Raw genomic sequence first — 20,708 nt, forward strand, 5'->3', positions numbered from 1 at the left:
GAAGGGGGCACGGGCCGTATGCCGGAGGAGGGGAGCGGAGCCGGCGCCGGGGGCGCGGTGGCGGGCCGGCTGGCGGCGGTGCTCCGGCCGGTGCGGACGGGCAACGGCTTCGAGGAGGCGCTGGAGCAGATCCTCCAGGTCGTGCGGCTGGGGCTGGTGCCGGCGGGCGGACGGCTGCCGGCCGAGCGGGAGCTGGCGGAGCGGCTCGGGATCAGCCGGGTGACGCTGCGCGAGGTGCTGCGGGTGCTGCACGACCAGGGGCTGGTGGAGGCGCGGCGGGGGCGGTACGGCGGGACGTTCGTGCTGCCGCGTCCGGACACCGGCGGCGAGGACGAGCTGCGGCGCCGGGTCGCCGAGGTCGACATCGAGGACGTACTGCGCTTCCGGGAGGTGCTGGAGGTGGGCGCGGCCGGGCTGTGCGCGGCGCACGGGCTGGCCGGGGAGCGGGCGGAGCGGCTGCGGGCGGCGCTGGCCCGCACCCGCGACGCGCCGCTCGCCGAGTACCGCCGGGTGGACACGCTGCTCCACCTCACCCTCGCCGAGCTGTCCGGGTCGCCGTCGCTGGCCGGGCAGTACGCGGCGGTGCGGGCGAGCGTGAACGGGCTGCTGGACTGCATCCCGCTGCTGGTGCGCAACCTGGAGCACTCGCAGCAGCAGCACGCCGCGCTGGTGACGGCCGTGCTGGACGGGGACGCGGACGGGGCACGGGCGGCGATGCGGGAGCACTGCGCGGGGACGGCGGCGCTGCTGCGGGGGTTCCTGGCGTGAGCGCGCCGCGCAAAGGTTCGATATGGGTCCATTGACGGGAGGGCGGATGCCGGACAGGCCGCTGATCGGTGTCAGTACGTACCTGGAGCAGCAGGTGCGCTGGGGAGTGTGGGAGATGGCGGCGGCGCTGCTGCCGAGCGGGTATCCGCGGCTGGTGCAGCGGGCGGGCGGGCTGGCGGCGATGCTGCCGCCGGACGCGCCGGAGCACGCCGCGGCGGCCGTCGCCCGGCTGGACGGCCTGGTGATCGCGGGCGGCCCGGACGTGGAACCGGCCCGCTACGGCGCCGAGCGCCATCCGCGCACCGGCCCGCCCGCCCGGGCCCGGGACGCCTGGGAACTGGCCCTGATCGAGGCGGCCCTCGCCGCCCGCCTGCCGCTGCTGGGCATCTGCCGCGGCATGCAGCTGCTGAACGTGGCCCTCGGCGGCACGCTCGTCCAGCACCTCGACGGGCACGCCGAGGTGCTGGGCGTGTTCGGCGGCCACCCGGTGGAGCCGGTGCCGGGCACGCGGTACGCCGGCCTCGTGCCGGAGGCGACGTCCGTGCCGACGTACCACCACCAGGCGGTGGACCGGCTCGGCGCCGGCCTGATCCCGTCGGCGCACGCGGCCGACGGCACGGTGGAGGCGGTGGAGCTGCCGGCCGCCGACGGGTGGGTGCTGGGGGTGCAGTGGCATCCGGAGATGGGCGAGGACGTACGGGTCATGCGGGCCCTGGTGGAGGCCGCCGGGCAGCGGGGGGGGTGACGTGCGGGAGACCGTCCGGCAGGAGGGGGCCGTAGGCGAGGGGTGACGTGCGGGAGACCGTCCGGCAGGAGGGGGCCGTAGGCGAGGGGTGACGTGCGGGAGACCGTCCGGCAGGAGGGGGCCGTAGGCGGGGAGTGACCTGCGAGAGGGCACCCGGCAGGAGAGGGCGGCCGAGGCCGGCAGGCCACGCCCCGGCGCTCGGCGTCCCCGGCCACACCCCGCGCCCTTCAGTGGCTCCTCCCGGCCGACGCCCGGATCCGCCGCACGATCACGCCGATGATGTCCTCGTCGGCCGATACCCGTCGGCCCGACGCCGTCGCCGTACAGGAACGCCGCCCCCCCGTACACGGCCGCACGGCCGCGCCCCCGCGCTCACCCCCGCGTCAGCGACAGCAGCTGCCGCGCCGGCCCCGTCGGCCGGTGCCCCGTCGGCCACACGGCCCGCAGGTCGCGGGCGAGGGAGACGTCCTCGACCGGTACCCGGACCAGGCGCCGCATCGCCAGCTCTTCGCCCAGGGCCAGTTCGCTCAGGACCGCCGGACCGGCGCCGCCGACCGCGGCGGCCTTCACCGCCGTGGTGGACGACAGCTCGATCAGCGCGGGGGCCAGTCCGCCCAGCGCGGCGTCCAGCACCTGCCGGGTACCGGACCCCCTCTCCCGCAGGATCAGCGGCGTCGCGGCCAGCTCGCGGGCGGCCAGCGGACGGCGGCGGCGTGCCCAGGGGTGACCTGGCGCGGTGACCACGATCAGCCGGTCGTGGGCGATGACCGCCGAGTCCAGCCCGGCCGGCACACTCACCCCCTCCACGAACCCGAGGTCGACCTCACCGGCCAGCAGCCGCCGCGCCACCGCCGACGAGTTCCCGGCGAGCAGCGACACCGCCGTGTCCGGACGCTGTGCGCGCAGCGCGACCAGCCAGCCGGGCAGCAGGTACTCCGCGATGGTCATGCTCGCCGCCACCCGCAGCCGGGAGTCGCGCCGGTCCCGCAGCGCCTGCGCCCCCGCGTCGAACGCCTCCGCCGCCTCCACGATCCGCCGCGCCCAGTCGGTGACCAGCGCGCCGGCGTCGGTGAGCCGGGAGCCACGCGGCGACCGGTCCACCAGGGCGACGCCCAGCTGGCGCTCCATCGACCGGACGCGGCTGCTGGCGGCCGGCTGGCTGATGCCCAGCTCCCGCGCCGCTCCGCCGAGGCTGCCCAGCCGGGCCACCGCCAGCAGCAGTTCCAGGGCGCCCAGGTCCGGCACCCGGTGCGCCAGCGGCGCCGCGCGCGTCGGCCCGGACGCGTCACCGGAACCCTGATTCTCCGTACCGCTCATAACTCCAGCTTATGCCCTCATAGGAACATGCTCCCTGGTCAGCACGGTCCCCGGAAAGGACCGTGGGGACATGGTCACCGCAGTCCGCCCGCGCCCCCGGCCCCTCGCGCCCGCTCCCCGCCGCCCGGCCCTGCGCCACCTCGGCCCCAACTGGTACGCCTGCGTCATGGGCACCGCCGTCGTCGCCTCCGCCGGGGCCGGGCTCCCCTGGCGGCCGCCGGGACTGCGCGCCGCCTGCGCCGCCGTCTGGGCGCTCTCCCTGCTCCTGCTGGTGACCCTGCTCGCCGCCCGGGCGCTGCACTGGCGCCACCACCCCGACCAGGCCCGCGCCCACCTCCTCGACCCGGCGGCGGCCCCGTTCTACGGCTGCCTGGCGATGGCGCTGCTGTCGGTCGGCGGCGGCGCGCTCGCCGTCGGCCGGGACTGGATCGGCGTACCGGCGGCGGTGGCGCTGGACGCCGTGCTGTTCACCGCCGGTACGGCCGTCGGGCTGGCGGCGGCCGTCGTCGTCCCGTACCTGATGGCCGTACGCCACGAGATCGCGCCGGGACAGGCCGCCCCCGCGTGGCTGCTGCCGCTCGTCGCGCCGATGGTGTCGGCCGCGCTGGGGCCGGCGCTGGTGCCGTACCTGCCGGCCGGGCAGCCGCGTGAGACCCTCCTGCTGGGCTGTCTGGCGCTGTTCGGGGCGAGTCTGCTCGCGACCCTGCTGATGCTGCCGCTGGTCTTCGCCCGACTGCTCACCGGCGACCCGCTGCCGCCCGCCCTGACCCCGACCCTGTTCCTGGTCCTCGGCCCGCTGGGCCAGTCCACCACCGCCGTCGGCAATGTCGCGGACGTCGCCCCCGGCGTCCTCCCCGCCCCGTACGCCGAGGGCTTGACCGTGCCGGCCGTCCTCTACGGCGTCCCGGTCATGGGCTTCGCCCTGCTGTGGCTGGCCCTGGCCGCGGCGCACGTGGTCCGGGCCCGGCGGCACGGCCTGCGGTTCTCGATGACCTGGTGGTCGTTCACCTTCCCGGTCGGCACCTGCGTCACCGGCGCCACGTCCCTGTCCCGGCACACCGGGCTCGCCGTCTACGAGGGTCTCGCCCTGCTCCTCTACGGGGTTCTGGTCACCGCCTGGGCCGTGGCGGCCGTGGGGACGGCGCGCGGGGTGGCCAGCGGCCGGCTGCTCGCGGCGCCCCGGTGACACCGCCGCGGCGGCTCCACCACGGCGCCGGGCCGCTCACCGGCGCGACCGGCCCCGTACCGCCTCGATGTGCTCCGCGACCGCCACGACGAGCAGCCGGGTGTCGGGGACCGTGGCCCGCCAGCGGTGCCGGACGCCTCCGGTGAGGTAGAGCGTGTCGCCGCGGCCCAGCCGGTAGGCGCGGCCCTCCGCCTCGATCTCGACGGCACCCTCGGCGACGTACATCAACTGGTCGTTGCGGTACTGCAGTTCCCGGCCGGCGTCGTGGTCGCCGGTGAACTCCGAGGCGTGCATCTGATGGCGTCCGCGCACCAGCGAGCGCACCCGGGGCCCGGACCCCGGTTCCCCTTCCTCGGCCCGGACCACGTCCACGCTGCACGCCGGGTCGGCGGCGGCGAGCAGCTCCACGGCGGTGGTGCGCAGCGCGTCGGCGACCTTCTCCAGGGAGGCGGTGCTCGGCCGGGCCCGGTCGTTCTCGATCTGGCTGAGGAAGGGCACCGACAGGCCGCTGCGCTCGGCCACGACGGCGAGAGTGAGGTCCAGCGCGCGGCGCCGCCGCCGGACGGCCGCGCCCACCCGTAGGGGCTGCTCTTTGTGGTCGCCCATCGCTCCGGCTCCCTCCTTCACCCGTCGCATCCATCGTGCCGCCCCGGTGCCGTTTCCCGGGCACGGTCCCTTTGATGAGTTCTCTGCACCCTACGCATGTTCGGCAAACCGTTTCATGCGGCCGTCACATCGATGTCACGTCCGGGTGGCAGTGACCCATCGGTTCGCGCCAGGAACCGGGTCCCCGGTACGGGCCGTTCTCCCCGTTCTCCTGGCGGGGTTGCGCCCCGTATTCCCGGCCCCGGGCCCGGCCGGGGGTGTGGTCCGGGCGGGTGCGTAGCGCTTTGTGGTTGTCCGAATCCTTACCGTGTCACCATCCCGGGGTCCGGGACGACCGGGAGGGGCGGGCCGCCCGCGCCGGTCGGCGCGTGGGCGGCCCGCCCCTTCCGGTGGCGGTCACGGTGGGGGACACGCGACGGTCATGCGGCGGTCATGCGCTCCGCGACCTGGGGGTTCTCCTTGATCCAGGCGGCCACCGCTTCCTCCTCGTGGCCCTGGCCCCGGTCCTTGATCTCGCTCTCCAGGCTGCCGAGCTCGTCCTCGCTCATCCTGAAGTTCTTGATCCACTTCGTGAGCTGCGGGTACTGCTCGGGGAACTCCTTGCTGGCGATCGTGTGGATCGTGTTGTTCTCGCCCCAGAGCTTCTCCGGGTCCTTGAGCTTGGTCAGCTCGTAGTCGCTGTACGCCCAGTGCGGCGACCACAGGACGACCGCGACGGGCTCCTCCTTGGCGATGGCCCGCTTCAGCTCGGCCAGCATCGCCGGGGTGGAGCCGTCGACGACCTCGTACTCGTCGTCGAGGCCGTAGCCGGGCAGGACGTCGTTCTTGAGCAGGTTCATCTCGCCGGTGCCCGGCTCGATGCCGATGATCTTCCCGTCGAAGAGGTCGGCCTTGCCCTTGAGGTCCGCCATGGACTCGACGTCCTTGACGTAGCTGGGCACCGCGACCTCCAGCGAGGTCGGTTCGTACCAGGTGCCCAGATCGGTCAGGTCGTCCTTGCTCTTCTCCCAGAAGTTGGCCTGGGCGTGCGGCAGCCACGCGTCGAAGTTGAGGTCCAGGTCACCGGAGGCCAGACCGGTGTAGACCGGGCCGACGTCCATCTGCTTGGTGTTGATCTGGTAGCCGCGCTTCTCCAGGACGTTCTTCCAGAGGTAGGTGATGGCCACGTCCTCTTCCCACGGGAACCAGGCCACGTCCAGCGCGCGCTCGGCCTCCGCCGGGGTGGAGCCGGCGCCGGAGGCGACCGGGGCCAGCTCGTCGACCAGGCCGGGGTTGTCCTTCAGCCAGGTCTTCACGGCGTCCTGCTGCTTGCCCTTGCCGGACTTGTTGATCTCGGCTTCGAGGCTGGTGAGCTGGTCCTCCGTCAGCTCGAAGTCCTTCAGCCACCCGGCGACCGTCGGGTCGTCGCCGGCGAAGCCCTTGCGGGAGAGCGTGTGCACGCCGTCTCCCTTGCCCCAGGCGCCCTTCGGGTCCTTGAGCTTCTTGAGGTCGTAGTCGTTGTACGCCCAGTGCGGCGACCACAGCGGAACCACGATCGGCTCCTTCTTGCTGATGGCCCGCTTCAGCTCGGCCAGCATCGCCGGGGTGGAGCTGTCGACGACCTTGTACTCCCTGTCCAGGCCGTACGCCTTGAGGACCGTGCTCTTCAGCATGGCCGTCTCACCGGCGCTGGACTCGATGCCGGTGATCTCGCCGCCGAAGAGGTCGCCCTTGCCCTTGAGGTCGGCGAGGGTGTCGATGTCGTCCATGTACGCCGGAACGGTCAGCTCCAGCGACGTCTTGTCGTACCAGGCGCCGAGGTCGTCGAGCCTGCTGCCGTACTTCTTCCAGTACTGCGCGTGGGTGGTCGGCAGCCAGGCGTTGGTGACGATGTCGATGTCGCCCTGCGCGAGGGAGGTGTAGAGCGGCCCGGCGTCGAACTGCTGGGCCTCCACCTGGTAGCCGCGCTCCTCCAGGATCTCCTTCCACAGGAAGGTGGAGGCGACGCCCTCGTCCCAGGGGACGTAGCCGAGGGTGACCTTCTTGCCCTGGCCGACGTTCTTGCCGTCCGCGACGGTCTCGGAGTCGCCGGAGCCGCCGAACATGCCCATGCCGCCGGCCACCAGGGCCAGGATCACGACACCGACGACGGCGACCTGCGGGCGGGGCCGGTAGGACCAGATCTTCAGACCGTGCAGCGCGCGGGCCCGGGCGGCGGCCCGCCGGCCCAGCGGGGAGACCTGGGTGCCCAGGGCGCTGGTCATGCGGTCGAGGTAGATCGCCAGGATCACGATGGCGACACCGGCCTCGGAGCCGAGGCCCACGTTGAGCTGGCCGATGGCCTCGTTGACGTCGCCGCCGAGGCCGCCGGTGCCGACCATGCCGGCGATCGCGGCCATCGACAGGCCGAGCATGATGACCTGGTTGACGCCCGCCATCACGGTGGGCAGGGCGAGGGGGAGCTGGACGCGCAGCAGGGTGTTGCGGGGCGTGGTGCCGAACGCCTCGGCCGCCTCGACCAGTTCCCTGTCGACCTGCCGGATGCCCAGCTCGGTCATGCGCACGCCGGGGGCGAGCGCGAAGATCAGGGTGGCCACGATGCCCGCGGAGGCGCCGGTGCCGAAGAACAGGATCGCCGGGATGAGGTAGATCATCGCGGGCAGCGTCTGCATGAAGTCGAGGACCGGCCGCACCACCGCGCTGACCCGGTCCGAACGGGCCGCCCAGATGCCCACGGGCACGGCGACGACCAGCGCGATGATGGTGGCGACGAGCACCAGCGACAGGGTGATCATCGCGTTCTCCCACAGTTCGAGGGAGTCGATGAACGCGAACCCGGCGAACGTGAGGACACCGGCGAGCGTGCCGCGCAGCCAGAACGCGATCACCGCGAAGATACCGGCGAGCAGCAGCGGCTCGGGCGCCTGGAGGACGGCGTCGATACCGTCGTAGGTGCCGGTGAAGACGGTCTTGAAGAAGTCGAAGAGCCAGGCCACGTGGTCGAGCAGCCAGTCGACCGCGTCGTTGACCCAGGTGCCGAGCGGGATCCTAGGCACGGGCCATCACCTTCTCGCCGCCCTTGTCCCGCGGGGAGTCGCAGACCCCGGGGTCGGCCTCCTCGTCCCCGAGGAAGCCGATGAGGCGCTGCCGGGGCACGACACCGACGAGCACTCCGTCGCCGTTCAGCACGGCCACGGGGTGCGGCACCCGCGCGCTGATCGCGCACAGGTCGGTGAACGACGTGTCGGGGGTGGCGGTCTCGCAGCCGCAGTCGGCCTCGTCGCCGCGCGTCTCGGTCTCCATGACCGCGCCGGCGGTGAGCACCCGGGAACGGTCGACGTCCTGGGTGAAGGAGGCGACGTAGTCGTTGGCCGGGCGGATCAGGATGTCCTGCGCGGTGCCGATCTGCACGATGCGGCCGTCGCGCATCACGGCGATGCGGTCGCCCAGGCGCATGGCCTCGTTGAGGTCGTGGGTGATGAAGACGATGGTCTTCTTCAGCGTCTTCTGCAGTTCCAGGAGCTGGTCCTGCATGTCGCGCCGGATCAGCGGGTCGAGGGCGCTGAACGACTCGTCCATCAGCAGCAGGTCGGCGTCGGTGGCGAGCGCGCGGGCCAGGCCCACGCGCTGCTGCATACCGCCGGACAGCTCGTCGGGCCAGGACTTCTCCCAGCCGGCCAGGCCGCACAGGGCGAGCGCCTCGTCGGCGCGGCGTTCGCGCTCGGCGCGGGGCACGCCCTGCACTTCCAGACCGTAGGCGGCGTTGTCGCGGACACTGCGGTGCGGGAAGAGCGCGAAGTGCTGGAAGACCATGCTGATCTTCTTGGAGCGGACCTCGCGCAGCCTCCGGTCGCCCAGCTCGGTCAGGTCGTCACCGCCGAAGCGGACGTGTCCGTCGGTCGGCTCCAACAGGCCGTTGAGCATGCGCAGCAGCGTGGACTTGCCGGACCCGGACAGGCCCATGACGACGAAGATCTCGCCCGGTTCGACGGTGAAGGACGCGTCGATGACGGCGGCCGTGGTGCCGTCGGCCCGCAGTTCCTCCCGTTCCGCTCCCTGGCGCAGTCGTTCGACTGCCTGGTCGGGTTTTCTGCCGAACACCTTGTAAAGGTGCTCGGCCTCAAGCCTGGCTGACACGCTTACCTCTTGCCTCGGGAACAGGGACGGAATCCGAAGACTGGCTAACAGTTGCTTTTTTCAACCAGCTTGGGTTCGGCTGCGCACCTGCCCCGATCCTTATCGGCCAAACACAAGTGTGATCTGCTTCACTTCCAGGGCACGCGTCAGTCACACTGCGTACACCCCCGCTCCCCTCCGGGGCGGCCTCCGAGTGCTCCCGCCCGGCCCTGCGGCATGATGCGGGGCGTGACCGGACGACTCATGCTCCTCGACACCGCCTCCCTCTACTTCCGGGCCTACTTCGGCGTCCCGGACTCCGTTAAGGCCCCCGACGGCTCGCCGGTGAACGCCGTGCGCGGACTGCTCGACTTCATCGACCGGCTGGTGAGGGACCACCGGCCGGATCACCTGGTGGCCTGCATGGACGCCGACTGGCGCCCGGCGTGGCGGGTGGAGCTGATCCCCTCCTACAAGGCCCACCGCGTCGCCGCCGAGCGCCCGGCGGGACCGGACGTGGAGGAGGTGCCCGACACGCTCTCCCCGCAGGTCCCGGTGATCGAGGCGGTCCTCGACGCCCTCGGCATCGCCCGCGTCGGCGTCCCGGAGTACGAGGCGGACGACGTGATCGGCACCTTCACCGCACGGGCGGACGGCCCGGTCGACATCGTCACCGGCGACCGCGACCTCTACCAGCTCGTCGACGACGCCCGCGGCGTGCGCGTGCTGTACCCGCTCAAGGGCGTCGGCACCCTCCAGCTCACCGACGAGGCGCTGCTGCGCGAGAAGTACGGCGTCGACGGCCGCGGTTACGCCGATCTGGCCCTGCTGCGCGGTGACCCGAGCGACGGCCTGCCCGGGGTGCCGGGCGTGGGCGAGAAGACCGCGGCCAAGCTGCTCGCCCAGTTCGGCGACGTGGCCGGCATCCTCGCCGCGGTCGACGACCCCGGCGCCAAGCTCACCCCCGCCCAGCGCAGGCGGCTCGACGAGGCCCGGCCGTATCTGGCGGTGGCCCCGAAGGTGGTCCGGGTCGCGGACGACGTCCCGCTGCCCGACGTCCCCACCGCGCTGCCGCACGGCCCCCGCGACCCCCGGGCCCTGGACGAACTGGCGACCCGCTGGGGCCTGGGCGGATCGCTGCAGCGGCTCTTGACCACGCTCGGCGCATGACCGCGCCGGGCGCCCGGGCCACCGGGGGTTCCGGACGGAGCGGCGGGGACACTCGGGGGCTGATGGACCTCTCGTCCATGAGGCGCCGAACAGAGGAGGGATGCTAACTTAGGCAAACCTAACTATGCTTTGGGAGGCCGTCATGGCAGACCGTCCGGCGCGCAAGCCGCGGAAGCCGCACTCGGCACAGGTCGTCCGCACGGAGCGGCTGACCCCGCACATGCAGCGGGTGGTACTCGGCGGCGAAGGGCTCGCCGACTTCTCCGCGGACACCTGCACCGACCACTACGTCAAACTGCTCTTCCCCTCCGGCGGCGCGACCTACCCCGAGCCGTTCGACATGGAGCGGATCCGCGCGGAGTTCCCCCGCGAGCAGTGGCCGGTCACGCGGACCTACACGGTGCGGCACTGGGACGCCACCCTGCGGGAACTGACCGTGGACTTCGTCATCCACGGCGACGAGGGACTGGCCGGGCCCTGGGCGCGCGACGTCCAGCCCGGCGAGACCATCCTCTTCATGGGCCCCGGCGGCGCCTACGCTCCCGATCCCGCCGCCGACTGGCACCTGCTGGCCGGTGACGAGAGCGCGCTGCCCGCGATCGCCCGCTCGCTGGAGGCGCTGCCGGACGGTGCGCGCGCCTTCGCCTTCGTGGAGGTCGCCGGTCCGGAGGAGGAGCAGAAGATCGACTCCGACGTGGAAGTGGTCTGGCTGCACCGCGGGGACCGCCCTGTCGGCGAGGCCCTCGTCGAGGCCGTCCGCGCGCTGGAGTTCCCCGCGGGCCGGGTGCACGCGTTCGTGCACGGCGAGGCGGGCTGCGTGAAGGAACTGCGCAAACTGCTGCGGGTCGAGCGGCAGCTCCCCCGCGAGGACCTGTCCATCTCCGGCTACTGGCGGCTCGGTCACAACGAGGACGGCTGGCAGTCGTCCAAGCGGGAGTGGAACGCCCAGGTCGAGGCGGAGCAGGAGGGCGGCGCCGCGGCATCGGCCGCGTGACGACCACGGCGATCACGACAGCCACGACGGCCACCGCGGCCACGGCAGCTCGGGGCGCTTGTCGGCACTTGCCGCCGTCCGGGGTGCGGCCGACGTCCGTAGTCCTGTGGGCGCCGGTCGGTGTCCGTCGATGCGCGGGTCGGCACCGCCGACGTCGTCGGCAGTCGTCAGTGCTTGCCGAAGCCGTCGGCAGTCTTCGGCGCCCGTCGGCAGCCGCCCGCACCCGCCCGCATCCCGCGCCCCGCCGGCTCAGTCACCGCTCAGCCGGGCGTGCAGATGCATGTCGTGCCAGCCGTCAGCGTGCCGCAGCGCGCTGCGCTTGACCCCCTCCAGCAGGAACCCGGTCCGTTCCGCGACCCGGCAGGACGCCGTGTTGGCGACGGCGTGGGTCAGCTCGAGGCGGTGCAGGCCGACCTCGTCGAAGGCCCAGCGGGCGAGCGCCGCCGTGGCCCGCGCGGCGACTCCCTGTCCACGGGCCGCCGCCACGGTCCAGTACGCCACCTCGGCCACACCGTCGGCGAGCAGCACATCACGCAGCGCCACCCGGCCGAGCAGCCGGCCACTGGCCGCGTCGGCGACCGCCCACTGCGCGTTCCGCTCACCGGCCCATTCCGCCTGCCACGCGGCGATCCAGCCGCGCACCTCCTCCACGGAGTCGGCGGCCCTGATGTGCCACTGGTGCATCAACGGGTCCTGGAACGCCTCGAAGACCGCCGGCGCGTCCCCCTCCCGCCAGGGACGCAACAGGAGTCCGTCGCCACTGGCGATCGTGGGCTGGACGGTGCGGGACAGGGTGCCGGCAGGCAGAACCGGGGGCGTCAGATAGGGCATGATCCGCATCCTCCCAAGGCACACCCCTCACGGACAGCACTTTCCGCTGCCGCTGTTGCCGTGGGTGCCCGCTGGTGCCCCTGGTGCCGCTGTCCACACAACACTTCTCCGCTGCCTCCGTCCATCCCTCGCTCCCGCCGCCTCTTCTACCCTTGCTGACGATGAGACGCCGCACCCCTCCCCCGCCCTCCCCGCTCCCCCAGCGCGACGGGGTCGACCCGGTGCGGCTGCGGCTGCCCGCCGAGGGCCCGTGGGTCACGGTCCGCGACCACCTCGTCGAACGCCTCTCCGGCGCGGCCCCCGGCCTCGTCGCCGAGATGCTCGACGCGGGTCTGGTGGTCGGCGCCGACGGACGGCCGGTGGCGGCCGACGCCCCGTACCGGCCGGGCATGTACGTGTGGTTCCACCGCCGGCTCTCCCCCGAGGTACCGGTTCCCTTCCCCCTCCTCGTCCACTACCGCGACGAGCACATCGTGGTCGCCGACAAGCCGCACTTCCTGGCCACCACCCCACGCGGCAGTCACGTCGCCGAGACCGCCCTGGCCCGCCTGCGCCGGGAACTGGACGTCCCCACGCTCACCGCGGCCCACCGCCTCGACCGCCTCACCGCCGGACTGGTGCTGTTCACCGTGCGCCCCGAGGAACGCGGCGCCTACCAGACCCTGTTCCGGGACCGGCGGGTCCGCAAGACGTACGAGGCCGTCGCTCCCCACGCCCCCGCGCTCTCCCTCCCCCGGACCGTACGGAGCCGGATTGTGAAGGAACGCGGGGTGCTGACCGCCCGGGAGACCGAGGGCGAGCCGAACGCGGTCAGCCACATCGAACTGATCGCCCGGCACCCCGAAACGGTGACCGAACCGGGGACGGGAACGGCGGCAACCACGGGCCTGGCCCGCTACCGCCTCACCCCCACCACCGGCCAGACCCACCAGCTGCGCGTCCACATGACCGCGCTCGGCGTCCCGATCCTCGGCGACCCTCTCTACCCGGAGGTGACCGCTCCCGTCCCCGCGGACGACTTCCGGCGCCCGCTGCAACTGCTCGCCCGCGAGCTGGCCTTCACCGATCCGCTCACCGGACGGGAGCACCGCTTCCGCAGCTCCCGCGCCCTCACCGCCTGGACCTCCTACGAGGACTGGGCCGCCGGTCAGTAACCACGCCACCAGCGCACGAAGCGCTGCCACGCGCCGAGGGGACGCGCCGGTTCCACGGACGCCGCCGACGCGTCCGACGTGTCCGGCGCGTCCGGCGCGGTCCGGTCTGCGGCCGACGGTTCCGGCCGGGTCAGCACGGGCGAGGCGCCCGACTCGCCCACCTGCCGGGGCAGCGGCGCGCCCACGTGCCAGGGGGCCCGCTGCGGCGGGACCGGGGCGTGACTGGGTGCCTGCGTCACGTCCTGCGGCGGCTTGGGCTCGAACCGCACCGGCAGTTCCATCAGATGCCGTGACGCGATCGAGGACCGCCAGCGCAGCTCGTTCTCGTCGCAGTCGAGCTGGACGTCCGGCAGCCGCATCAGCAGGGCGTCGACGCCGGAGTCGGCGATGGCACGGCCGATGTCCTGGCCGGGACACTCGTGCGGGCCGCCGCCGAAGGCGAGGTGGGAGCGGTTGCCCTGCATGTTGGCGGACAGGTCGGGCCGGACGCGCGGGTCCACGTTGCCCGGCGCGATACCGAGCAGCAGTCCGTCGCCGGCCCGGATCCGCTGGCCGCCCAGCTCCGTCTCCTGCTTGGCGAAGTAGGCGAAGATCGTGCTGAACGGCGGCTCGTCCCACAGGGACTGCTCGACCGCCTCGGGCACCGTCATCTGGCCGCCGCTGAGCTGGGCGCGGAACCCCGGGTCGGTGAGGACCACGCGCAGCACGTTGGAGATCAGGTTCGCCGTGTTCTCGTAGGCGGCGAAGAGGATGAGCCGCAGGTGTTCCCTGACCTCGACGTCGGTGAGGTTCGCCGGGTGGTTGATCAGGTGGGTGGCGAAGTCCTCGCCGGGTTCGGCGCGGCGGCGCTCGGTGAGGCGGCGCAGTACCTCCACGACGTGGTCGTGACTGGCGATCGCCGTGTCGGTGCCCTTGAGGGCGTCCCGGGCGGCCTCCACCAGCCGGTCGTCGTACTCGTCCGCCATGCCGAGCAGCTCGCACATCACCGCCATCGGCAGGTGTTCGGCGAACTGGCTGACCAGGTCGGCCCGGCCCTCCTCGCAGAAGCGGTTGACCAACCGCTGGGTGTGCCGCCTGATGTGGCGGCGCAGGCTGCGGTAGTCGATCGTGGACATGGCCCCGGAGACGGCGCCGCGCAGCCGCTTGTGCTCATCGCCTTCGACGTGCGAGGCGATGGGCTGCCAGGCGATGTGCGGCATGAGGGGATGGTCGGGCTTGACCATCCCCTCCTTCAGCGGGGTCCAGATACGGCTGTCCCGGCAGAACTGTGCCGGCGTGCTCACCATGTGCAGGTTCTCGGAGTGCCCGAGGACCACCCACACGGGCACGTCGTCATGGATCAGCGCGGGCGCCACCGGCCCGTGCTGCTCCCGCAGCTGTTCGTACAGCTCTTCCAGGTCCTCGGCCTCGTGGAGCCGGTGCAGCCCGCCGGGTCCCAGGCCGTGCGCGGGACAGCCGGGGGGCGGTCCGGGCGTGGGGCCGCCCGGTCCGGACAGGGGGTGGGTTTCGAACGTCACAGTGGTCGCTCCGGAGCTGATGGTCAGTCGGATGTCTGGGGTGGACGGCGGACGGCGGTCAGGTGAGCGCCCCCGTCATGGCGAGGGAGTGCAGGAAGCGCATCAGGGTCATCAGGACGTCCCGGCTGGAGGCCCTGCGGCGCACGTCGCACTCCATGATCGGGATCTCCTCGGACAGATCGAGGGCCGTGCGCAGTTCGTCCAGCGGGTAACGGGGGGCGTCCGGGAAGGAGTTGACGGCGACCACGAACGGCACGCCGCGCTCCTCCAGCCGCCCCATGACGTCGAAGCTGACCTCCAGCCGGCGGGTGTCCACCAGCACGACCGCGCCGAGCGCGCCCTCGAACAGTCCGTTCCACAGGAACCAGAACCGCTCCTGGCCGGGTGTGCCGAAGAGGTAGAGGACCAACTGGTCGGTGATGCTGATCCGGCCGAAGTCCATCGCGACGGTGGTCGCCGTCTTGGACGGGGACCCGTAGTTGTCGTCGACCCCGATGCCGGCCTGGGTCATGGTCTCTTCGGTGGTCAGCGGTCTGATCTCGCTGACCGATCCGACCATGGTGGTCTTGCCGACGCCGAAGCCTCCCACGATGACGATCTTCACGGCGGCCTCGGCCGTGTGCGGCAGCCGGTCCTCCGTCCGGGGGCCGGGAATGGTGTCAGAGTTTTTGAAGTCCATGCATCACCGCTTCGAGGAGGGACCGGTCGGCGACCTTCTGCCGGACGATCGGGGCGCGGGCCTGTACCAGTTCCGCTGCCAGCATCTCGGTGAGCAGGACGGTCACCACGCTGAACGGCAGGCTCAGGTAGGCCGAGAGTTCCGCCACGGACAGGGGTGCGACGCACAACCGGAGCAGGGCGGCCTGCTCGGGCGTCGCCGACGCCGGCGGGTCGGTGCGCGCCACGATCAGGGTCACCAGGTCTATGTCCGCGCGCTCACCGCCCCCGTCACCGCCGATGACGAACAGCCGCTCGGGGTTGCCCGTGACGTTCCCCGCCGCGGGGGCGCCGCCCTCCGAGGGAGGCCGGGCGGACGGATCTTGTGCGGGGAATCGCCTCTGGCGCTGGGGAGGAGTCATACGGTCTGCCCATTGCGCCGGGCGGGACTGGTCAGATGGGGTCCGATGCGGGCGACCAGGTCCTGCATGCGGTTGCTCATCCGGCCGGGCTCGCAGGTGATGTCGGAGAGCACCGCCAGGTAGGCGTTGGGTCCGGCGGCCATGAGGTAGAAGTAGCCGCCGTTGATCTCGATGACGACCAGCTTCATCCGGCCGTCGCTGTCCGGGATCTCGTGGGCCACCGCGCCGGCCAGGCTCTGCAGTCCCGCGCAGGCGGCGGCCACCCGGTCGGCGGCGTCCGGGTCACCGGAGTAGCGGGCGATGCGCAGTCCGTCGGCGGAGAGCACCACGATCATCTCGATGCCCGGGACGCCGTCGTAGAGATCCCTGAGCATCCAGTCGAACTTGCCTTGCTGCTCGATCACTTGAGGTCTCCCTCGTCGTCGGCCGGGGCGTGGGCCGGCTCATGGGGCGGCTGGGTGAACGCGTCGGGGTCCGGGGAGCTCTTGAGGCCCTCCCAGAAGGCCTCGACCCACTGCCCCGGCAGTGGCTCCTCGTCCGGCTTCTGCTCCGGCTCCGGCTCGGGGGTGGTCCAGCGGGCGTTGCGGGCGCGCTCGGCGGCCTCGCGGGCCTCGCGCTCGGCCTCGGCCCGCTCGAAGGCGGCCTGCTCGGCGAGGCGCTGGCTGAGCGGCATCTTCACCCGGCTGCGGCGCTGCGGCAGGCCGCCCGCCGTCCACTCGGTGACCTCGGGGACGTCGTCCTCCAGGGAGACCGTGGCCGGGATCCGCGGGCTGGTGGGGCGGCGCTTCTTGGGCTTGCGGTTGGGACCGGGGAGCGCGTCCGGACCGGGCAGCGGGATCGAGGTCGCGCCGATGCCGTGGGCGAGTCCGACGCCGGGCTCGGTGGTCATCATGTTGCTCGGCACGACCAGGATGGCGCGGACACCGCCGTAGGCGGAGGCGCGCAGCGAGACCTGCATGTTGTACGTCGTGCACAGGCGGCCGACGACCGACAGGCCGAGGCGCGGGTTGCCCCCGAGGTCCTGGAGGTCGGTGCCGCGCTTGGCGGCCTCCAGCATGCCCTCGATGCGCAGCCGGGACTCCTCGCTGAGGTTGACGCCGGCGTCCTCGATCTCGATGCAGACGCCGGTCTGCACCTCGGTCGCGGTGACGTTGACCTTGGTGTTCGGCGGGGAGTAGCGGGTGGCGTTGTCGAGCAGTTCCGCCGCGGCGTGGATGACCGGCTCGACCGCGGTGCCCTTGATGTTGACCTTGGCGATGGAGGCCAGGTGGATACGGCGGTACTCCAGGATCCGGGACATGGCGCCGCGCAGCACGCTGTAGAGCGCGACCGGCTGGGGCCACTGGCGTCCGGGCCGGCCGCCGCCGAGGACGGAGATGGAGTCGGCGAGGCGCCCGATCAGCGCGGTGCCGTGGTCGATGCGCAGGAGGTCGTCGAAGACCTCGGGGTTGCGGCCGTGGTCCTCCTCCATCTCCCGCAGTTCCTTGTTCTGCTGGTGGACGATGGCCTGGACGCGCCGGGCGACGTCGACGAAGGAGCGCGCGGCGGAGTCCCGCAGGGCCTCCTCGTGGTCGATGATCTCGACCACCGTGCGGATCAGCTTCCGCTGCGGCTCGTGCAGGTTGGCGTAGGACGGGTCGAGGTCGCCGAGGTGGAGCATCACCTCGCGCGGGGTGTTCCCGCGCCGCATGTAGTGGAGGGCGGCCGGCAGGACCTCGTCGACGAGGCGGGCCATCTCCTCGTCGTGGCCGGCGATCCGCCGTTCCAGATACGCGGTGTGACGGGTGTGCTCGGTGCGCAGGGCGCGCAGGGTGCGGCCGCGGCGGACTGCTTCGGCGCCCGTCATGATCACCAGGAAGGTGGCCAGGCCACCGCACAGGGCGACCGCGGTCCGGGCCGGCTCCGTCACCATGGCGACGGCTGCCCCGGTCGCCGCCGCCATCAGTATGGCGGGCAGCAACAGGACGCGCGCGTAGGGAAGTTCGCGGTGACCGGGAGGGGATTCAACACTCACCATGTAGGCCCTCTGAAAAGCGAGTCGGTGGGGATGGGGAAGCGTGCAGGGGGGTATGTCATGGAGTTGTCGGCTACTTCGTCACTTGTGGAACAAACGCGCCAATACACCTCAACTCGGCGCGCTGCGGGCGAGCTTAGTCCGAGCGGATCAACGCCGTGTCACCTTCGGCAAGCACCTGAAACGGGCACCGGGGCAGGAGTAGCCTCGGTTCCATTTGCACGCTGCGGATCCGTTCGAACACATAAAGTATCGACGCACGAGCGTGCGATTGTCACTCACCGTAACGGGTGAACCGATGGGTCGGGATATGACGAAGGCGCCCGAGCGAAACGCTCGGGCGCCCAGAGGCTCCGTACCGCCGGTGCCTATCCCACCGACGAGTAGGCGACCACTCCGCGCAGCAGCCCCTCGACCGCCCGGCGCGCGTTCTTCGGCACGGTGGAACCGTCGGCGGGTGCGGCGGCGGCGATCTGGCCGAGGACGTCGATGACCTGCTTGCACCAGCGCACGAAGTCACCGGCCGGCATCTCCGCCTCGCGCAGCACCTCGTCGAGCCCCTTGCCGGACGCCCACATGTAGGCCGCCCAGGCGAAACCGAGATCCGGCTCGCGCTGGCCGACCCCCTCGGTCTGACTGATCCGGAACTCCTCCTCCAGGGCGTCGAGCCGGCCCCAGATGCGGACCGTCTCGCCGAGCGCGGCCTTGGCCTTCCCCGAGGGCACCTTGGGCGCCATCGCGTCGTCGGCGGCCCGGGACTCGAACACCAGGGCAGAGACACAGGCGGCCAGCTCGGCCGGTCCGAGGCCCTCCCAGACGCCTTCCCGCAGGCACTCACTGGCCAGCAGGTCCAGCTCCCCGTAGAGCCGCGCGAGCCGCTTGCCGTGCTCGGTGACCTCGTCGCCGCGCAGGTAGTCCAGCTCGGTCAGCAGCGCCACGATCCGGTCGAAGGTGCGGGCGATGGTGTTGGTACGCCCCTCGATCCGGTGCTCCAGCTGCGCGGTGTCGCGCCGCAGCCGGTGGTAGCGCTCCGCCCAGCGGGCGTGGTCCTCGCGGTCGTCGCAGCCGTGGCAGGGATGGGCGCGGATCGCCTTGCGCAGCCGGGCGATCTCCCGGTCGTCGGCCGCCTGGGACCGCTTCTTGCGGGCCCGCTCCGGCGGGATGTGCCCCGCCTTGGTACGCAGCGCGGACGCCAGGTCCCGGCGGGACTGGGGCGAGCGCGGGTTGAACGACTTGGGGATCCGCATCCGCTCCAGCGCCTCCACGGGCACCGGGAAGTCCATCGACGCCAGCCGCTTGACCTGCCGCTCGGCGGTCAGCACCAGCGGACGCGGCCCGTCGTGGTGCTCGAAGCCGCGGTGCCCGTTGGACCGCCCGGCGGGCAGGCCGGGGTCCAGCACCAGGGCCAGCCCGGCGTACTTCCCGGTGGGTACGTGGATGACGTCACCGGGCTTGAGCTTCTCCAGCGCGACGGCGGCCTCGGCACGCCGCTGCGCCACGCCCTGCCGGGCCAGCTCGGTCTCCCGGTCCTTCAGCTCGCGGCGCAGCCGCGCGTACTCCTCGAAGTCACCGAGGTGACAGGTCATGGAGGCCTTGTAGCCCTCCAGTCCCTCCTCGTTGCGCTGCACCTGCCGGGAGATCCCCACGACCGACTTGTCGGCCTGGAACTGGGCGAAGGAGGTCTCCAGCAGCTCCCGCGAGCGGTGCCGGCCGAACTGCTCGACCAGGTTGACCGCCATGTTGTACGACGGCTTGAAGCTGGAGCGCAGCGGGTACGTGCGCGTGCCCGCCAGCCCCGCGAGGTGCTCGGGGTTCATGCCACGCTGCCACAGCACCACCGCGTGACCCTCGACGTCGATGCCGCGGCGGCCTGCCCGGCCGGTGAGCTGGGTGAACTCACCGGGGGTGATGTCGGCGTGCTGCTCGCCGTTCCACTTGACGAGCTTCTCCAGCACCACCGAGCGGGCGGGCATGTTGATCCCGAGGGCGAGGGTCTCGGTGGCGAAGACGGCCTTGACCAGCCCGCGTACGAACAGTTCCTCGACGACCTCCTTGAAGGTCGGCAGCATGCCCGCGTGGTGGGCGGCGATACCGCGCTCCAGGCCCTCCAGCCACTCGTAGTACCCCAGGACGTGCAGGTCCTCGGTGGGGATGGAGGCCGTGCGCTCCTCGACCAGGGCGCGCACCTGCTCCCGCGCCTCCTCGTCGTTGAGCCGCAGTCCGGCGTACAGGCACTGCTGGACCGCGGACTCGCAGCCGGCCCGGCTGAAAATGAAGGTGATCGCGGGCAGCAGGCCCTCGCTGTCCAGCCGCTCGATGACCTCCGGCCGGCCCGGTGTCCAGATCCGGGAACGCTGTCTGCGCTCCCGCTCCCGGTCCGCCTCGCGCATGTGCCGACCGCGCCTGCGGTCCTGGTAGGACGGCCGGCTGGCCTCCATGCGCGCCATGCGCGTCAGGTCCGGGTTGACGGCCCGCTTGTGGCCCTCGGCCTCCTCGAACAGGTCGTACATCCGGCGCCCGGCCAGCACGTGCTGGAACAGCGGCACGGGCCGGTGCTCGGAGACGATCACCTCGGTGGAACCGCGGACGGTGTCGAGCCAGTCGCCGAACTCCTCGGCGTTGGACACCGTCGCCGACAGTGAGACGAGCGTCACCGATTCGGGGAGGTGGATGATCACTTCCTCCCAGACGGCGCCGCGGAAGCGGTCGGAGAGGTAGTGCACCTCGTCCATGACCACATAGCCGAGGCCGGTGAGGGTCTGGGAGCCCGCGTACAGCATGTTCCGCAGCACCTCGGTGGTCATCACGACCACCGGGGCGCCCGAGTTCACGCTGTTGTCGCCGGTGAGCAGGCCCACCCGGTCCGTGCCGTAGCGGCGGCACAGATCGGCGTACTTCTGGTTCGACAACGCCTTGATGGGCGTCGTGTAGAAGCACTTCCTGCCCTGCTCCAGGGCGAGGTGGACGGCGAACTCGCCGACGATCGTCTTGCCCGAGCCGGTGGGCGCGGCCACCAGTACGCCCTTGCCCGCCTCCAGCGCCTGGCAGGCCTCTGTCTGGAAGGGGTCGAGGCCGAAGTCGTACATCTCGCGGAAGGAGGCGAGCGCCGTGGCCTGCTCGACGGCGCGCCTACGGGCCGCCGCGTACCGCTCGGCCGGTGAGAGGTCCTCTGTCATCGTGCTTTCGAGCGTACCGGGCCGCACCGACAACAGGACGATCATTATCCGGATCA

The 20,708-nt window shown here is 72.2% G+C and carries 17 protein-coding genes; 6 read left to right on the top strand and 11 right to left on the bottom strand.

Going from position 1 to position 20,708, the window contains the following annotated elements:
• Positions 1–18: 18 nt before the first annotated feature.
• Both ACZ3IG_RS24285 and ACZ3IG_RS24290 read left to right on the top strand, forming a co-directional pair.
• Positions 19–768, top strand: a complete 750-nt coding sequence (locus ACZ3IG_RS24285) for a FadR/GntR family transcriptional regulator (RefSeq protein WP_467434621.1) — start codon at positions 19–21, stop codon at positions 766–768.
• A gap of 46 nt (positions 769–814) precedes the next feature.
• On the top strand, positions 815–1,513 hold the full coding sequence (locus ACZ3IG_RS24290; protein ID WP_467434622.1) for a gamma-glutamyl-gamma-aminobutyrate hydrolase family protein: 699 nt from the start codon (positions 815–817) through the stop codon (positions 1,511–1,513).
• Between the two features lie 372 nt (positions 1,514–1,885).
• On the opposite strand, the gene ACZ3IG_RS24295 is transcribed toward ACZ3IG_RS24290, so the two are convergent.
• The gene (locus ACZ3IG_RS24295) at positions 1,886–2,830 is read right to left on the bottom strand and encodes a LysR family transcriptional regulator (RefSeq protein WP_467434624.1); all 945 of its coding nucleotides are present in this window, start codon (positions 2,828–2,830) and stop codon (positions 1,886–1,888) included.
• Between the two features lie 70 nt (positions 2,831–2,900).
• Between ACZ3IG_RS24295 and ACZ3IG_RS24300 the strand changes: the two genes are divergently transcribed.
• Positions 2,901–4,016 carry a TDT family transporter gene (locus ACZ3IG_RS24300; RefSeq protein ID WP_467434625.1) on the top strand — a complete coding sequence of 372 codons (1,116 nt, stop codon included), beginning with the start codon at positions 2,901–2,903 and terminating at the stop codon, positions 4,014–4,016.
• Positions 4,017–4,052: 36 nt separating this feature from the next.
• On the opposite strand, the gene ACZ3IG_RS24305 is transcribed toward ACZ3IG_RS24300, so the two are convergent.
• From ACZ3IG_RS24305 to ACZ3IG_RS24315, 3 genes are all read right to left on the bottom strand, one after another.
• Positions 4,053–4,622, bottom strand: coding sequence for a helix-turn-helix domain-containing protein (locus ACZ3IG_RS24305; protein WP_467434626.1), 570 nt, complete (start codon positions 4,620–4,622; stop codon positions 4,053–4,055).
• A 419-nt stretch (positions 4,623–5,041) separates the two neighbouring features.
• Positions 5,042–7,657 (bottom strand): ABC transporter permease/substrate binding protein, encoded by a 2,616-nt coding sequence (locus tag ACZ3IG_RS24310; RefSeq protein WP_467434627.1) that lies wholly within the window; start codon positions 7,655–7,657, stop codon positions 5,042–5,044.
• Complete coding sequence (locus ACZ3IG_RS24315) at positions 7,650–8,738, bottom strand: quaternary amine ABC transporter ATP-binding protein (RefSeq protein ID WP_467434629.1); 1,089 nt, start codon at positions 8,736–8,738, stop codon at positions 7,650–7,652. Before ACZ3IG_RS24315 ends, ACZ3IG_RS24310 begins: the two co-directional genes overlap by 8 nt.
• A gap of 219 nt (positions 8,739–8,957) precedes the next feature.
• Here ACZ3IG_RS24315 and ACZ3IG_RS24320 point away from each other — a divergent pair, with 219 nt between their 5' ends.
• Both ACZ3IG_RS24320 and ACZ3IG_RS24325 read left to right on the top strand, forming a co-directional pair.
• Entirely contained in the window at positions 8,958–9,887 is a 930-nt protein-coding gene (locus ACZ3IG_RS24320; protein ID WP_467434671.1) for a 5'-3' exonuclease, read from the top strand.
• A gap of 142 nt (positions 9,888–10,029) precedes the next feature.
• A complete protein-coding gene (locus tag ACZ3IG_RS24325; RefSeq protein WP_467434630.1) occupies positions 10,030–10,881 on the top strand; it encodes a siderophore-interacting protein in 852 nt (283 codons plus the stop codon).
• 249 nt (positions 10,882–11,130) lie between these two features.
• Here the strand turns inward: ACZ3IG_RS24325 and ACZ3IG_RS24330 are convergent, their stop codons facing one another.
• Positions 11,131–11,712 (bottom strand): GNAT family N-acetyltransferase, encoded by a 582-nt coding sequence (locus ACZ3IG_RS24330; RefSeq protein ID WP_467434631.1) that lies wholly within the window; start codon positions 11,710–11,712, stop codon positions 11,131–11,133.
• A 161-nt stretch (positions 11,713–11,873) separates the two neighbouring features.
• Here ACZ3IG_RS24330 and ACZ3IG_RS24335 point away from each other — a divergent pair, with 161 nt between their 5' ends.
• A complete protein-coding gene (locus ACZ3IG_RS24335; protein ID WP_467434632.1) occupies positions 11,874–12,866 on the top strand; it encodes an RluA family pseudouridine synthase in 993 nt (330 codons plus the stop codon).
• On the opposite strand, the gene ACZ3IG_RS24340 is transcribed toward ACZ3IG_RS24335, so the two are convergent.
• The 6 genes from ACZ3IG_RS24340 to ACZ3IG_RS24365 all read right to left on the bottom strand — a co-directional run bounded on the left by ACZ3IG_RS24340 (position 12,860) and on the right by ACZ3IG_RS24365 (position 20,697).
• Positions 12,860–14,383 carry a cytochrome P450 gene (locus ACZ3IG_RS24340; RefSeq protein ID WP_467434633.1) on the bottom strand — a complete coding sequence of 508 codons (1,524 nt, stop codon included), beginning with the start codon at positions 14,381–14,383 and terminating at the stop codon, positions 12,860–12,862. The two genes, ACZ3IG_RS24335 and ACZ3IG_RS24340, sit on opposite strands and share 7 nt — an antisense overlap.
• Before the next feature lie 58 nt (positions 14,384–14,441).
• The gene (locus ACZ3IG_RS24345; RefSeq protein ID WP_215170775.1) at positions 14,442–15,062 is read right to left on the bottom strand and encodes a GTP-binding protein; all 621 of its coding nucleotides are present in this window, start codon (positions 15,060–15,062) and stop codon (positions 14,442–14,444) included.
• Complete coding sequence (locus ACZ3IG_RS24350; RefSeq protein ID WP_467434635.1) at positions 15,043–15,462, bottom strand: DUF742 domain-containing protein; 420 nt, start codon at positions 15,460–15,462, stop codon at positions 15,043–15,045. Before ACZ3IG_RS24350 ends, ACZ3IG_RS24345 begins: the two co-directional genes overlap by 20 nt.
• Positions 15,459–15,836, bottom strand: coding sequence for a roadblock/LC7 domain-containing protein (locus ACZ3IG_RS24355; RefSeq protein ID WP_467434672.1), 378 nt, complete (start codon positions 15,834–15,836; stop codon positions 15,459–15,461). Before ACZ3IG_RS24355 ends, ACZ3IG_RS24350 begins: the two co-directional genes overlap by 4 nt.
• A 26-nt stretch (positions 15,837–15,862) precedes the next feature.
• Positions 15,863–17,479: a sensor histidine kinase gene (locus tag ACZ3IG_RS24360; protein ID WP_467434636.1), complete on the bottom strand. Its 1,617-nt coding sequence runs from the start codon at positions 17,477–17,479 to the stop codon at positions 15,863–15,865.
• A gap of 365 nt (positions 17,480–17,844) precedes the next feature.
• Positions 17,845–20,697, bottom strand: coding sequence for a DEAD/DEAH box helicase (locus ACZ3IG_RS24365; RefSeq protein WP_215170768.1), 2,853 nt, complete (start codon positions 20,695–20,697; stop codon positions 17,845–17,847).
• Between the last annotated feature and the right edge of the window lie 11 nt (positions 20,698–20,708).

It is taken from the genome of Streptomyces sp. NPDC016677 (genome assembly GCF_055562815.1).